This window comes from Arthrobacter sp. TB 23, assembly GCF_000294595.1.
In the GTDB taxonomy this organism is placed as follows: Bacteria; Actinomycetota; Actinomycetes; order Actinomycetales; family Micrococcaceae; genus Arthrobacter_D.
On sequence record NZ_ALPM01000053.1, the window covers coordinates 1 to 14,533 of the forward strand.

Below are 14,533 nucleotides of genomic sequence, written 5' to 3' on the forward strand. Positions count from 1 at the left end.
CCCGCGGCGAGCAGGTGCTGCGCTGCCTGGGTGCCGCCACCATAGTTGTCGGTGTCGACGTACGTCAGTCCGTGCTGGCTCTGCCAGGGCCTGCCGATGAAGATGATGGGCAGGCCACTCTCCGCCAGCGGCCCCACCCAGGTGTCCCCCTGGTGGTGCGACACCACGATGGCCCCATCCACGTGCCCGCCCCGCAGGTAGCGCACGGTCCGCGCCGCATCGTTGCTGCGGGACATGAGCAGGACCAGCTGCACATCGGTTTCCCGCAGCGACTCGGTGACGCCGGTGATGACCATGGCGAAGAAGGGGTCCATCATGACGCGCATGTCCGGTTCAGGAATGACCAGCGCTATCGACGCGGTACGCCGGGTGACCAGTGACCGTGCCGCACGGTTGGGCGTGTAGGCGAGGGCGACGACGGCGGCGTCCACCGCAGCCTGCGCCTCCGGGCTCACCCGGCTGCCCCCGTTGATGGCACGCGACGCCGTCGACCGGGACACGCCGGCCGCCGCCGCCAGGTCCTCCAGGGTGGGGCTGTATTTCGCTCCCGGCGGGTGGGCGAGTCCGGGACGCCCGGCCCGTGGTTGCTGATCATTCATCACCTAGAGAATACGACACGATGACCTGCCAGCGGGGCCTACCTGCTGGTGGCCAGCACGGTGTCCCCCGGGCCAGTCACCGCCTCCGCGGGGCCGGGTCCCACCTGGTGCACCGGTCCGGGGGTCCGCAGCGCGTTGGCCGCGGCGGCCCGGGCATACCAGAGGGCGCTGGCCTTCGGAGTCCGCTGCTGAGTGTCATAGTCCACCCGGACCAGACCGAAGCGCTGGTGATAGCCCCACGCCCATTCGAAGTTGTCCAGGAAGGACCACGCGAGGTAGCCGCGCACGTCGGCGCCGTCGTCGATCGCTGCCCGGACCGCCCTCAGATGACTGTCGAAGTAGGCCAGCCGGTCTTGGTCGTCAACGAACCCCGACCCGTCAGGCACGTCATCGTAGGCAGCACCGTTTTCGGTGACGTAGACGGGGATGCCCGCCAGCCCGGTGTACTCCTCGTGGATGCGGACCAGCAGCCGGCGCAGGCCGTCGGGCTGCACCTCCCAGCCCATCCCGGTAACCGGGAGGCCGCGCGGTGCGGACCGTACCCCGTCGGCTGCGACATACGGCGACGCGACCGGTCGGCCCTGCGGGGCGTGCCCGCCGTCGTCGTTGGCAGGATCGACCGACGTCGTCACCGCCTCGCCGTGATAATAGTTCACGCCCAGCAGGTCAAGAGGCTCGGAGATGATGGCCAGGTCGCCGTCGTGGATGAACTCCTCCAGGCCAAGGTGGCGGACGTCGTCGAGCACGTCCTGGGGGTACTGGCCCCTGAACACCGGATCGAGGAAGATCCGGTTGAACTGGCCGTCGATGCGGCGGGCGGCGTCGACATCGGCGTCGCTGTCCGGGTCGACCGGATCCGGGACGGTGAGGTTGAGCGTCAGCCCCAGCTGCGCTGCCGGGTCACGCCGGCGCAGCTCCTGCGCCGCCAGCCCGTGGCCGAGGAGCAGGTGGTGCGCTGCGGCGAGCGCGGCGCGGGGGTCCTGCCTGCCGGGCGCGTGAATCCCCGCCGCGTACCCGAGGAACGCTGAACACCACGGCTCGTTCAGGGTGGTCCAGATGCGGACCCGGTCGCCGAGGGCTTCATGCAGCACTGCTGCATACTCGGCGAACCGGTAGGCGGTGTCGCGGTTGGCCCAGCCGCCCTGCTCCTCCAGCGCCTGCGGCAGGTCCCAGTGATAGAGGGTCAGCCAGGGCTTGATGCCGGCGGCGACCAGCTGATCCACCAGGCGGGAGTAGAACTCGATGCCCTCGATGTTCGGCGTCACGCCGTCCGGCATGCACCGGGCCCAGGAAGTGGAGAAGCGGTAGGCCTGCAGGTTGAGCAGTTTCATCAACGCCACGTCGTCGGCTGAGCGGTGGTAGTGGTCGCAGGCGATGTCACCGTTGTGCGCATCGGCAACCGCTCCGGGCTCCCGGGAGAACACGTCCCAGATGGAATCCTGCCGGCCGTCCTCGTGGGCTGCCCCTTCAATCTGGTAGGCCGCCGTGGCCGCACCCCAGAGGAATCCCTCCGGAAAGGTGATGTCTGTGTTGGTCATCCTTTGACTGCTCCTTGCATGATTCCTGAAACGAGTTGGCGTCCTGCGAGAACGAATACCAGCAGGAGAGGGATGGTCGAAAGCACTGCACCGGCGAGAACCACAGAGTAGTCAACGAAGTGGGCTGCCTGGAGTAGCTGCAGTGCCACCGGAAGAGTGGGATTGCTGGGGTCGAGCACGATGAATGGCCAGAAGAAGTTGGTCCAGGTGGCCATGAAGGTGAAGAGGGCCAGCATGGCGGCGGCTGGCCGAGCGGCCGGGAGCCCCACGTGCCAGAACGCCCTGATCATCGACGCCCCGTCGACCCGCACCGCCTCGATCAGCTCATCGGGCAGTGCGTCCCGGATGTACTGGGTCATCCAGAACACACCGAACGCCGTCACGAGGGCCGGGATGATCACCGCCCACAGGGACCCGGTCCAGCCAAACCTGGACATCACAATGAACAGGGGCACCACGCCGAGCTGGGTGGGGACCGCCATGGTGGCGATCACAAACACCAGCAGCCACTTGCTGCCCTTGAACTTCAGTTTGGCGAAGGCGAAACCGGCCAGCGTCGAGAAAAAGACCACCGAGAACGCGGTCACGCTGGAGACCAGCAACGAGTTCCCGAGCGCTGTCCAGAAGGGAATGCTGTCCAGCACCTGCGCCGCGTTGGCCAGGAAGTTACCGCCCGGCAGCAGGGGGATCCCGCGGGACAACACGGTACTGTCGTGGCTGCCGACCAGGTAGGACCAGTAGAGCGGGAACAGCGAACCGAGCAGGACGGCGCCGAGGAACCCGTAGGTGAGGAACCCGGGGCGCCGCCCGGTTCCGCCCGGGCCTTTCCGACGACGTCGGTTGCCCCGGCGGGACGCAGCGCGTGCTGCCCCCTTTCCTGCCGTTTGTGCGGTCAAGGGGATGGAGCTCACTTGGTGCCTCCCTGGTTGGCGATGCGCCGGGTGATGAAAAAGTTCAGGACTGCAATCAACACGATGATCAGGAACAGCAGCCAGGCGACGGCCGAGGCGCGTCCGAAGTTGCGTTGGCCCCACCCCAGTTCCCAGATGTACATCGTGAGGGTCTGCCATTGCCGGTCGGCTCCACCCAACCCGTACTGGTCGAACACCCGCGGCTCGTCGAAGATCTGAAGTCCGCCGATGGTCGAGGTGATCACCACGAAGATGACCGTGGGCCTCAGCATCGGCACGGTGAGCGAGAAGAACTGGCGGAGCCGGCCCGCCCCGTCGATGGCCGCCGATTCGTAAACGTCCCGCGGAATGGCCTGCATGGCCGCCAGGAAGATCAGCGTGTTGTAGCCGATCCAGCGGAAATTCACCATAGTGGCGATGGCCATGTGGCTGGCCGTCGGATCGGAGTGCCAGCGCACGCCCTCGAAGCCGAGCGACCTGAGAATCTCGTTGACCAAGCCGAACTGGTCGGCGAACAGGTTGTTGAAGATCAGGCCCACAGCCACCGGTGCGACGACGAATGGAACCAGTACCCCCATCCGCCAGAAGGTTTTCGCCCGCAGGTTCGCGTCGAGGAAGGCGGCGATGACGATTGCCGCCACCACCTGTGGCACTGAGGAGAGCAGGAAGATGCTGAACGTGTTGCCCACAGCGTTCCAGAAGAACGGCTGGGACAGGATGAACGTGTAGTTCTCCAGCCCCGCGAACTCCCCCTGGCCGCCGATCAGGTTCCAGTTGTGGATGGAAACCCAGGCCGTGTATCCCAGGGGAAACAGGCCGGTGATGGCGAACAGGAGGAAGAACGGCGAGATGTAGAGGTACGGGGAAAACTTCACATCCCAGCGGGACAGCCGATGGGAGAAAGTGATCCGTCGAACCTTTTTGGACGACGGCGGGCGCCGGGGTGGGGCTGGTTTCAGCGCCCGGTCGGTGACGGCCATGGTGTCAGAGCGCGTTGACCGCGGTGACGAACTTGTCCCAGGAGGAGGCGACGTCGTCGGTCTGGTCGACGTCGACACGGGTCAGGGCCTGCTGCATCGCATCGTTGATGGGGAAGTACTTCGGTCCCTTGAAGGGGGTGACGTCCACGGCCAGCGCCCGCTCGGCGAGGATCTCCCCGGTGGGTGCGTCGTTGAAGAACTCGTTGGTCGCGTCCAGCAGGTCGGTGCTTTCCAGTGCCTCGACCTGGCTGGGGAACGTGCCCTTCGCGTTGAATGCCTTGATCTGCTGTTCGGGTGCGGTGAGCCAGTCGGCGAGCTTCTTGGCTTCGGCCTGATTTTCGCCCTGCACGGGGACCGTCAGGTAGGACCCGCCCCAGTTGCCGCCACCGCCGGGGAAGACATTGGCAATGTCCCATCCTTCGACGCCTTCGGCGTTGCCCTCAATGACACCGAGCATCCAGCCGGGGCACAGCATGGTGGCAAACGCATCGGACTGGAATCCCGCCGTCCAGTCTTCGCTCCACTGGCCCAGATGCGCCGAGAGGTTGTCATCCACCGAGGCAGCGACCACGGTCTCGTAGATTTCCTTGACCTCGGCATTATCGGCGGCGATGACCGTGCCGTCCTCATTTTCGTAGGCATTCTCAACCTGGTTGATCATGCCCTGGTACGTGGCTCCGGCTGAATCGAACCAGGCGACACCGTCGCTGGCGGCGACGAAGTCCCGTCCAGCCTCAAAGTAGCTGTCCCAGGTGCCGCCCAGTAGCGCAGCGACTTCGTCCCGGTCGGTGGGCAGGCCAGCGTCCTCAAAGAGGTCGGCCCGGTAGCAGACACCCTGGGGGCCCACATCGGTGCCGTAGCCGATGAGCTTGCCATCCGGGGTGGTGGCGGCCTCGGTCTTCCAGTCCAGCCAGCGGCCGTCGACCGCAGGGTCGGCGAGGTCAGCGAACTGGTCGGGGAATTCCATCAGCTCCGCCAACCAGTCAACCTCGATCGCTTCGATGTCGGAGAGTCCCGACCCTGCGGCCAGCCGGGTGGTGAGGTTGTCGCGGGCCTCGTTGGAGGTGGCCGCCTTCTTGTGTTCGATGGTCACGTTGTCGTTGAGTTCTTCGTATTCGGTGAAGAGGTCTTCGTACCCGAACTCGTTGAAGGTGGCAACGGTGAGAGTGACGTCTGACTCGCCGGTAGCGTCGTCGATATTGCCCGCCGGGGCTGAATTGGAACCGCAGGCTGAGACGGCGAGGGCTAGGCAAACTGCGCTGGCTGATAGCGCGGTGAATCTTGCTCGATTGTGCACGGGGTGACTCCTTTGTCGGGTGATGACCTGAATCGTCATGGGAGCGCTCTCACGCTCTGGAATCATCCTTGAGTGACCTGCGTCTCATGTCAAGTGGGAGCGCTTCCACGGCCTCTAAATACGACTGCTCCGTCACCATCGCACCTAGTCAGGGGCCCGCGGCACGAACGGCCGTAATGCAATCGTTATCTCCGAGGTGGCCCTCAAAGGGCTAGGGGAAGGTCTTAGGCGCTGGACCATCGCTTGACACCGCGCCGCCTGCCGGTATTACCTAAGTGAATTACCTAATGACCATTCGGTCACTAATAACCAGACCGGTCAGCTTGTCCGGTCAAAACAGTGAGGTTCCAATGGCGGACACCGGTGCCCGACACACGCATCCTATCCTCGAGCAGGATCATGCCTCCCGCTGGTTAGGCATCGACGTCGTCGACCTGGCCGATGGCCACGCGATCATCACCATGCGCCTTCGCCCCGACATGCTCAACGGGTTTGGCATCGCCCACGGCGGGATGGTCTTTGCCCTCGCCGACTCGGCCTTCGCCCTGGCCTGCAACCCCATCGGTGAAACGGACACCATTACCGTCGCCTCGGGCGCGGACGTCACCTTCCTGGCCTCGGCCCATCCCGGGGATCTGCTGACCGCCACCGCTGACCGGCGCGCCTCAGCCGGGCGTAGCGGCCTCTACGACATTTCCATCTCCGCGGAAAACGAGAACGGTACCCGGGCGATTGCCGAGTTCCGTGGCCGTTCCCGGACCATCCCCAATCCCCAGCTCGCCAAGCCCAGCAGCGCCGCTGTCACCACCACAGAAAAGAGCCTCCCATGACCAGCACGGCACTCAAGGCCTCAGCCGCCGATCCCTCAACCCTTGACACCGAGGAACTGATGTCGAGGGACCAGATCGAAGCCCTGCAGCTGACCAGGCTCCAGCACACTGTGCAGTATGCCTACGACAGGGTCCAGTTGTACAAGGACAAGTTCGATGCGGCAGGGGTTCACCCGACGGATCTTAAAGAACTCAGCGATTTGTCGCTCTTCCCGTACACCACCAAGGAGGACCTGCGGCGCACCTACCCGTTCGGCATGTTTGCCCTCCCACAGCCCCAGGTGGCACGCATCCACGCGTCGTCAGGCACCACAGGGCGGCCCACAGTGGTCGGCTACACTGCTGGCGACCTGGACCGCTGGGCCACCCTCGTGGCGCGGTCCCTGCGGGCATCAGGGGTCAAGAAGGGCGACAAGGTGCACAACGCCTACGGTTACGGGCTCTTCACCGGCGGCCTCGGCGCCCACTTCGGTGCCGAAAAACTCGGCTGCACCGTCATCCCCATTTCGGGTGGGCAGACCGAACGCCAGGTCCAGCTCATCAAGGACTTCGAGCCGGACGCCATCCTCGCCACCCCCACCTACCTACTCACCATCCTCGACGCCATGGCAGCCGCGGGCATCGACCCCGCGAGCACCTCGCTGAAGACGGCCGTGCTCGGCGCTGAGCCCTGGACCGAGGAGATGCGCCACGAACTGGAGAACCGGATGGGGTTCGACGCCTGCGACATCTACGGCCTGTCCGAGGTGATGGGCCCGGGCGTGGCAGGCGAATGTGTCGAGAGCAAGGACGGCTCCCACATCTGGGAAGACCATTTCCGCCCCGAGATCATCGACCCGTTCACCGACAACGTGCTCAACGACGGCGAACACGGCGAGCTGGTCTTCACCTCCCTCACCAAGGAGGCCCTGCCCATCATCAGGTACCGCACCCACGACCTGACCCGGCTGCTGCCCGGCACCGCACGGCCCGGGATGCGCCGGATGGGCCGCATCACCGGACGCAGCGACGACATGATCATCCTCCGCGGGGTCAACCTTTTCCCCACCCAGATCGAGGAAATCGCACTGCGCATCCCAGCGCTCAGTCCGCACTTCCAGTTGGAAATCACGCGGCCTGAAGGCCAGCGGATGGATGCGATGACCGTCAAGATCGAGCCGCGTGAGGGAGTCTCGGCGCACGACGCCGAAACCGCTGCCAGCACCCTCAGCGAACAGATCAAGATTCACATCGGCTCCAGCTGCGCCGTCACCATCGCCGAGCCCGGTTCGCTCGCCCGGTCCAGCGGCAAACTCCGGCGGATCTACGACCTGCGGCCCAAGGCCGGCGCCTGATGCCAACCGCTCCCCCGGCGGCCAACCGGCGCGGCCGGCCCGGCTATGACCAGCAGGCTGTCCTCACCATCGCCGTCGACGTGTTCAACCGGCACGGATACGAAGCCACATCGATGGGCGTCCTCGCCGAAAACCTGGGGATCAGCAAGTCAGCCATTTACCATCACGTCCCTTCCAAAGGGGACCTGCTGCGTCTGGCGTTGGATCATGCGCTGGGCGGGCTGGAGGCGGTGCTGACCGATCCCGCAGCGACCTCGGGCAAGGCCGATGCCCGGCTGGAGTTCGTACTGCGGGGCACCATCGCCGTCCTGATCGAGCGGCTCCCCTTCGTCACCCTGCTGCTGCGGCTGCGCGGGAACACGGAGGTGGAGCGGGGCGCGCTGGAGCGCCGTCGTGCCTTTGACCGGCAGGTGGCGGCGCTGGTCGACGCGGCACGGACCGAGGGTTCCCTGCGGTCCGACATCGACCCGCGCACCACCACCCGCCTGCTGTTCGGCACGATCAACTCGATTGTCGAGTGGTACAAACCCGGCGGTGCCGTGTCGCCCGAGAAGCTGGCCGACGACGTCATCACCATGGTCTTCGACGGACTCCACCGCTCCTAGCCCGCACACCCCGCAACAGCCCTCCCGCCAGCTGTGGCGGGAGGGCACTCCGCACCCACCGGAGCTGACCGCTCGGCGGAGGGCTCGGCTCGGCCTACTTCTCGACGAGGGTCAGGACGTCGTAGGTCGCGACGACCTCGTCATCCTGGTTGTGCAGCACAGCATCCCAGGCCACTTCCCCGTATTCTTCGTCCTCGCGCGGGGTAATCCGCTTGGCCGTCAGGGTGACCCGGATGGAGTCCCCGGCAGCGACCGGGGTGATGAACCGCAGGTTCTCCAGCCCGTAGTTCGCGAGGACCGGCCCCGGAGCGGGATCGACGAACAGCCCCGCACCCCAGGACAACAGCAGGTAGCCGTGTGCCACGATGCCCGGGAAGAACGGGTTCGCGGCTGCGGCTTCCTCGTTGGTGTGCGCGTAGAAGGTGTCCCCGGTGGTATTGGCGAACGCGGTGATGTCCTCAAGGGTTACCTGCCGCAGGTCCGAGCGGATGGCGTCGCCAATCTGCAGGGCGGCAAGATCCTTCCGGAACGGGTGGGTGCCGTCAAACCGGCGCTCAGCACCGGTATGCCAGACCCCGGTGACCGCGGTGAGCATGTTCGGGGAGCCCTGGATGGCCGTGCGCTGCATGTGGTGCAGCACCGAGCGGATGCCGCCGAGTTCCTCGCCACCGCCGGCGCGGCCCGGACCGCCGTGGACCAGGTGCGGCACGGGCGNNGAGCCGTGCCCGGTGGAGCTGCGGGCGTCTTCCCGGTTGAGCATCAGCACGCGCCCGTGGTGGGCGGCGATGCCAAGAACCAGCTCCCGGGCCACGGCGGGGTCGTTGGTGCAAACCGTCGCCACGAGTGATCCGGCGCCCAGGGCGGCGAGCCGCACGGCGTGCGCGGCGTCGTCGTACCCGATGACCGAAGCGACCGGGCCGAACGCTTCAACCGTGTGCAGCTCGATGGCTTCGGCGTTCTCCCAGGTCAGCAGTACCGGGGACATGAAGGCGCCCTCGACGGCGGTGTCCACGGTGCCGTCGGCGCGGGTGACACGGGGCGCGTCGAGCGTGCCGTAGGCGAGCTCCCCGCCCGCGGCGATCATGGTTTCGACGGCGGAGCGGACATCCCTGAGCTGGTCCAGGGAGGCCAGGGCGCCCATCGTGACGCCCTCGGCACGCGGGTCGCCGAGCACGATGCGCTGTTCGATGCGGTCCCGGGCGGCGGCGACGACGTCGTTCACCAGGGTCTTGGGCACGATGGTGCGGCGGATGCTCGTGCACTTCTGCCCGGCCTTGACCGTAATCTCGGTGACGAGGGATTTAATGAAGGCGTCAAACTCGGGGGTGCCCGGGACGGCGTCCTCGCCCAGGATGGCCGCGTTGAGCGAATCGGTTTCGGAGGTGAAGCGGACGCCGCCGTGCACCACGTTGTCGTGGGACTTCAGCTTGTTGGCGGTCGACGCCGACCCCGTGAACGAGACCAGATCCCGGTAGTCCAGGTAGTCGAGCAGGTCCCGGGCGGATCCGGAAATCAGCTGCAGCGCGCCCTGCGGGAGGATGTTGGACTCGATGATGAATTTCACGACGGCGGCGGTCAGGTACCCGGTTGGTGTCGCCGGTTTGACGATGGTGGGAACGCCGGCCAGGAAGGCCGGAGCCAGCTTCTCGAGCATGCCCCAGACTGGGAAGTTGAAGGCGTTGATTTGCACGGCCGCGCCCGGGATGCGCGTGTAAATGTGTTCGCCGAGGAAGGTGCCGTCCTTCGAGAGGGTTTCCGGCGGCCCATCCACCACGACGTTGGAGTTGGGCAGCTCGCGGCGGCCCTTCGATCCGAAGGTGAAGAGCACCCCGATTCCGCCGTCGATGTCGACCATGGAATCGATTTTCGTCGCACCGGTCCGGGCCGACAGTTCATACAGCGAGGTGCGCTGGTCGTTGAGGAACTGAGCCAGCGCCTTGAGCATCAGTGCGCGCTGGTGGAAGGTGAACTTGCCGAGGGTCTGCTGCCCGGTGGTCCGGGCATAGTCGACTACCCGGGCGACGTCGAGTCCCTCGGTGCTGACCACCGCCAGCGTCTCACCGGTGCTCGCGTCCCGGACTTCGGCGCTGTTGCGTTCTGTCAGGGAGGTAGCGTCTGGCGTCCACCAGGCATCCTCGATGAAGCTGGGAACTGTCTGCACGCGTACGGCTGTTGAAGTCATCGTCGACTTGCCTTTCACCTGTGGGTAGCGGCGCCCGCCCTCCGTGAGGAGGATAACTGAACGGACGTTCGGTAATATGTCCAGCGTACATTAACTGGCCTTTCCACATCCCTCAAAGGAGCCCTTCGGTGACTCACCAGACCTGGCAGATCCAGCTCGGCGAACTCGACGAGAAGATGGGCGTGAAAATCCTCGAGCAGTCGGTTGAGCGGGTGGTCGCCACCATGCCGGTGGCAGGCAACCGGCAGTCCTTCGGGCTTTTGCACGGCGGCGCGTCGCTCGCCGTCGGCGAGGCTGTGGGGTCCTGGGCGGCAGTCATCCACGCCAGCACCATGGGAAAGACCGCCGTCGGCGTCGACGTGTCGGCCACCCATCACAAGTCCGCCCGCGAAGGACTGGTCACCATCACAGCGACCCCCATCCATCTGGGCGGCACCCTCACCACCCACGAGGTGGTGCTGACCAACGACGACGGCGCGCGGCTGTGCAGCCTGCGGATCACCAATCTGATCATCGACCGCCGCTAGGCGCCCGAGGTCAACCGGTTCCTCAACGCTGCCACTGCCGACGGGGTCAGGCCGGCGTCCAGGAGGTACTGGGCCGCGTCGAGTTGGGAGAGCAGCTGATGCAGGTGCGTTGCGGAACGGTCCAGCCGCTTCTGCAGTTCGTCTTTGGACGCCGGCGGCTCCTTCGGCGTCTCCTGCGTCGCGAAGAACTGGTTGATTCCGCGGACTCCCAGGGCATAGTCCTGCACGATCTCATCGGCGGATACGCCCGCCGCCGACAGCATGACGGCTGTCACCATGCCGGTGCGGTCCCGGCCAGCTGAGCAGTGGATGATCACGCCGCCGTCGGGTGCATCGATCACTGTCTGCACCGCGGCGGCGATCTTCTCGGGCCAGCGTCGCAGGTTCTCCCGGTAGTGCTCCGGCGAGCTCAGGTACGGCCCAACCAGTTCCATGAAGTCGGCGTCGGACGGGTCCTCGGTGGGACGGTTCACGATCGTGAAGCGGGTCAGACTGTCAGCAGCGACAGCCGGGTCACCGGGGCGCCGTCCGAACTCGCCGGGGTTGCGCAGGTCGACCACGGTGCGGACGCCGTCGTCGTACGCCTGTCGCCAGCCGGTTGAGGAAAGCCATTCGTGCCGCCCCATCCGGTACATGCGGCCGGGTAGGATTACCCCGCCGAGACCGCCGAGATCCCGGGCGTTGACGGCGCCGTCCCACCGGACGGCACGGGCTTCGGCCGCGGCAGGATCAGCGGTGTGGCCCGGCTGGGAGGTCATGACCACACTCTAACAATTTGCGGCCAGTCCGGGTGCAGGCTTCTTTCCTGGCCTGTTTCCAGAAAGCTACTGCAGGTGTATCTTTCAGCCATGAAAACTCCCCGTCACTCCCTGTTCGGACGTTCTGCCGCTGGTGCGGCGCTATCGGTCGGCCTGTTGGCCAGCACGATCGCGGGTCCCGCCGCCGCTCATACCCAGGGCCCCCCGGTCCCGGCCGACTATGTGGCCCTGGGCGATTCCTACGCTGCCGGGTTCGGCGCGGGCTTCTACGCCAATGCGTGCGGGCAGTCACCTCTGGGACTGCCGTGGCTCCTCGACGAGCAACGCAAAATCGAGTTGACCTACAACGCCACCTGTTCCGGGGCGAAGGCCGCAGCAAACCCCACCGATGCGGTACCCGACGTCCCTGAGCAGCTGGCAGGACTCGTTTTCAACGAGCTGATCGGTGCTGAGACGGACCTCGTCACGGTGTCGGCGGGCGGCAACGACCTGGATTTTGGGGGCGTAGTGGGGGCGTGTGCCACGCAGGTACTCGAAATCTGCCAAATGGTAATCGACGGCCGCACGGTCCAGGCGCAGACCAGCCTGGCCGCGGCACTCGATGACCTGTACGGGGAGCTGCGCACTGCCGCGCCGAACGCCACAATTGTGGTCACCGGGTACCCGCACCTGTTCTCGCCAAAGTCCGAATCGGAGGTACTGCTCAGTACCGAGGCGCAGCAGTTGTTCAATGACGGCACCGATGCGCTCAACGCGGTCATCAAGCAAAACGCCGAAGCCAACGGACTGCAGTATGTGGACGTGGTGAAGAGGTTCACTGGCCACGGTATTGGCACCAGGGATCCGTGGATCACGTATACCGGGTTCACCGCCATCGACGACCTGCACCCGAATGCCAAGGGGTACGAGTCCGGTTATTTCAAGGCGATCCGCAGCGCAGTGAACCTGAATACTCTGTGGCGGTAGCGCCGGGGCACCGGCGGAGGGGTGTTCCTCGACCGGTTCCGGCTCACTCGGTCCAGTCGAAGAACCCTTTACCTGACTTCCGGCCGAGCTCGCCGCGGGCCACCTTGTCCCGCAGTAGTTGCGGCGGCGCGAAGCGTTCCCCCAGGGTTGATTCGAGATATTCAGCGATGCCGAGCCGGACATCCAGGCCCACCAGGTCGGTGGTACGCAGTGGACCCACCGGGTGTTTGTAGCCCAGCACCATGGCGGTGTCGATGTCTTCGGCCGAGGCGACACCCTCCTCGACCATCCGCATCGCCTCGAGGGCGATTGCGACGCCCAACCGGGAACTGGCGAAGCCGGGCGCATCCTTGACGACCACCGGGGTTTTCCCGAGCAGTTCCACCCAGCCGCGCGCTGCGTCGGCGAGCTCGTCGGAGGTCTGCTGGGCCAGGACCACCTCGATCAGCGTTGAGGCGGGCACCGGGTTGAAGAAGTGCAGCCCGCAGAACCGCTCCGGCCGTTGGAGCTTACCGGCCAGCGAGCTCACCGACAGGGACGAGGTGTTGGTCGCCAGCCATGCGTTGGACGTCAACCGTTCCTCGACCGCTGTGAGGGCGGCTGCCTTCAGCTCGGCGTCCTCGGGGACCGCTTCCACCACCAGCCCGCAGGTTTCGAACGCCGCGTAGTCAACCGATACGGAAACCCGTGCCGAGAGTGTCTGGAGATCCTCCGATGTGGTCCCGCGCTGCACGCTTTTGCCGAGTGCGTCGAGGACACGCTGCCGTGCCGCCTCGGCGGCGTCGTCGTCGCGCTCGACGACGACAACGGAGGCACCCGCTGTGCAGAAGGCGTGCGCGATGCCCGCGCCCATCCGGCCGCCACCCAGGACGCCAACGATGTCGGGGATGCGGGCTGCGCTGGGGATTGCTGTAGTCATTTTTTCTTCCTGTCGAGGAATGCCTGCATCCGGTCGAACTTCGCCTCGGATTCAAACAGGATGCCCTGGGCTAACTGGTCAATGACCGGGTGTGCCTCGGGCGGGGCGTGGAACACGGATTTGGTGATGCGGACGGCCAGTGGGTCCTGCCGTGCAATCCGGTCGGCGAGCGCATTGGCGCCCGCGAGGAGGGCCTCGGGTTCGTGGATTTCGGTGATCAGCCTGGCAGCGAGGGCCTCATCGGCGCCCAGGATCCGCCCGGCGAGGAGGATTTCTTTCGCCAGTGGCTCGCCGACCAGTTCCCGGAGCCGCCAGGTGGCGCCCGCGGCAGCCAGAATCCCGAGGCCGGTTTCAGGGTTACCGAGCTTCAGGCTGGGCGTGCCGATCCTGAAGTCAGCGGCGTAGGCCAACTCGGCGCCTCCGCCGAGGGCATACCCGTCCAACACGGCGATGACCGGCAGGGGGAGCCGGGCAATGCGGGCAAAGAGGGTGGAGTTGATCCCGGCGAGCGCATCGTCCCGGCGTCGTTCCCGCAGCTGGGCGATGTCGGCGCCTGAGGCGAACACGCCGTTACTTCCCGTGAGGATGAGGATCCGCGGCCGCTTCTCCAGCGCCTCACACACAGCATGCAGTTCATCGACCATCGTCTGGTCGATGGCGTTACGGACCTCGGGGCGGTGCAGTTGGACGGTGAGGCGGTCGCCGTCGTCAGTGACCCGCAGCGTGGTGAACTGGTCCATCAGACGCGCTCAAGCAGCATGGCGGTGCCCTGCCCCACACCGACGCACATGGTGGCCAGCCCGATCGCCCGGCCCTCACCGCGTGCCTCGCGTTCCAGGCGGCCGAGCAGCGTGATCGCGAGCCGGGACCCCGACGATCCGAGGGGGTGGCCGAGAGCGATAGCACCGCCGTCGCGGTTCACCAGTTCCTCATCGAGTCCGAGCCGGCGGATGCAGGCGATGGACTGGGTGGCGAAGGCCTCGTTGAGTTCGACGGAGGTCAGATCGCTGATGCTCAGCCCGGTGCGCTGGAGTACCTTTTGCGTGGCCGGAACCGGGCCGATGCCCATGATGGCCGGCGGGACGCC

The 14,533-nt window shown here is 66.0% G+C and carries 14 protein-coding genes and 1 pseudogene; 5 read left to right on the forward strand and 10 right to left on the reverse strand.

Going from position 1 to position 14,533, the window contains the following annotated elements; translation table 11 throughout:
- From B384_RS18060 to B384_RS0106860, 5 genes are all read right to left on the reverse strand, one after another.
- The coding region (locus B384_RS18060) for a LacI family DNA-binding transcriptional regulator (protein ID WP_019482375.1) at positions 1-599 on the reverse strand (599 nt) is incomplete at its 3' end.
- 38 nt (positions 600-637) lie between these two features.
- Positions 638-2,137, reverse strand: a complete 1,500-nt coding sequence (locus B384_RS0106845) for a GH1 family beta-glucosidase (protein ID WP_019482376.1) — start codon at positions 2,135-2,137, stop codon at positions 638-640.
- Positions 2,134-3,048, reverse strand: a complete 915-nt coding sequence (locus B384_RS0106850) for a carbohydrate ABC transporter permease (protein ID WP_019482377.1) — start codon at positions 3,046-3,048, stop codon at positions 2,134-2,136. The genes B384_RS0106845 and B384_RS0106850 overlap by 4 nt, the downstream gene beginning before the upstream one ends.
- Entirely contained in the window at positions 3,045-4,028 is a 984-nt protein-coding gene (locus tag B384_RS0106855; protein ID WP_019482378.1) for a carbohydrate ABC transporter permease, read from the reverse strand. Before B384_RS0106855 ends, B384_RS0106850 begins: the two co-directional genes overlap by 4 nt.
- 4 nt (positions 4,029-4,032) lie before the next feature.
- Positions 4,033-5,364: an ABC transporter substrate-binding protein gene (locus tag B384_RS0106860; protein WP_443110853.1), complete on the reverse strand. Its 1,332-nt coding sequence runs from the start codon at positions 5,362-5,364 to the stop codon at positions 4,033-4,035.
- Positions 5,365-5,675: 311 nt separating this feature from the next.
- Between B384_RS0106860 and B384_RS18065 the strand changes: the two genes are divergently transcribed.
- From B384_RS18065 to B384_RS0106875, 3 genes are read left to right on the forward strand one after another with little or no spacing between them, the layout of a single operon-like run.
- Positions 5,676-6,155, forward strand: a complete 480-nt coding sequence (locus B384_RS18065; protein WP_019482380.1) for a hotdog fold thioesterase — start codon at positions 5,676-5,678, stop codon at positions 6,153-6,155.
- Complete coding sequence (paaK, locus tag B384_RS0106870) at positions 6,152-7,489, forward strand: phenylacetate--CoA ligase PaaK (RefSeq protein WP_019482381.1); 1,338 nt, start codon at positions 6,152-6,154, stop codon at positions 7,487-7,489. The genes B384_RS18065 and paaK overlap by 4 nt, the downstream gene beginning before the upstream one ends.
- Complete coding sequence (locus B384_RS0106875; protein ID WP_019482382.1) at positions 7,489-8,094, forward strand: TetR/AcrR family transcriptional regulator; 606 nt, start codon at positions 7,489-7,491, stop codon at positions 8,092-8,094. Before paaK ends, B384_RS0106875 begins: the two co-directional genes overlap by 1 nt.
- A gap of 94 nt (positions 8,095-8,188) precedes the next feature.
- Here the strand turns inward: B384_RS0106875 and paaZ are convergent, their stop codons facing one another.
- Positions 8,189-10,276, reverse strand: a complete 2,088-nt coding sequence (gene paaZ, locus B384_RS0106880; RefSeq protein ID WP_019482383.1) for a phenylacetic acid degradation bifunctional protein PaaZ — start codon at positions 10,274-10,276, stop codon at positions 8,189-8,191.
- 176 nt (positions 10,277-10,452) lie between these two features.
- On the opposite strand from paaZ, the gene B384_RS0106885 reads away from it, so the two are divergent.
- Positions 10,453-10,803: a PaaI family thioesterase gene (locus B384_RS0106885; RefSeq protein WP_083850861.1), complete on the forward strand. Its 351-nt coding sequence runs from the start codon at positions 10,453-10,455 to the stop codon at positions 10,801-10,803.
- Here B384_RS0106885 and B384_RS18070 read toward each other — a convergent pair.
- Positions 10,800-11,561: a tyrosine-protein phosphatase gene (locus B384_RS18070; protein ID WP_050994872.1), complete on the reverse strand. Its 762-nt coding sequence runs from the start codon at positions 11,559-11,561 to the stop codon at positions 10,800-10,802. The two genes, B384_RS0106885 and B384_RS18070, sit on opposite strands and share 4 nt — an antisense overlap.
- 90 nt (positions 11,562-11,651) lie before the next feature.
- Here B384_RS18070 and B384_RS0106895 point away from each other — a divergent pair, with 90 nt between their 5' ends.
- Positions 11,652-12,527 (forward strand): SGNH/GDSL hydrolase family protein, encoded by an 876-nt coding sequence (locus B384_RS0106895; RefSeq protein WP_156809004.1) that lies wholly within the window; start codon positions 11,652-11,654, stop codon positions 12,525-12,527.
- Positions 12,528-12,570: 43 nt separating this feature from the next.
- Here B384_RS0106895 and B384_RS0106900 read toward each other — a convergent pair whose 3' ends face one another.
- From B384_RS0106900 to B384_RS0106910, 3 genes and pseudogenes are all read right to left on the reverse strand, one after another.
- Positions 12,571-13,446: a 3-hydroxyacyl-CoA dehydrogenase family protein gene (locus B384_RS0106900; protein WP_019482387.1), complete on the reverse strand. Its 876-nt coding sequence runs from the start codon at positions 13,444-13,446 to the stop codon at positions 12,571-12,573.
- Positions 13,443-14,186, reverse strand: coding sequence for an enoyl-CoA hydratase/isomerase family protein (locus tag B384_RS0106905; protein ID WP_019482388.1), 744 nt, complete (start codon positions 14,184-14,186; stop codon positions 13,443-13,445). The genes B384_RS0106900 and B384_RS0106905 overlap by 4 nt, the downstream gene beginning before the upstream one ends.
- Positions 14,186-14,533: pseudogene (locus B384_RS0106910) on the reverse strand (3-oxoadipyl-CoA thiolase); the annotation flags it as partial. The pseudogene B384_RS0106910 and the gene B384_RS0106905, both read right to left, overlap by 1 nt.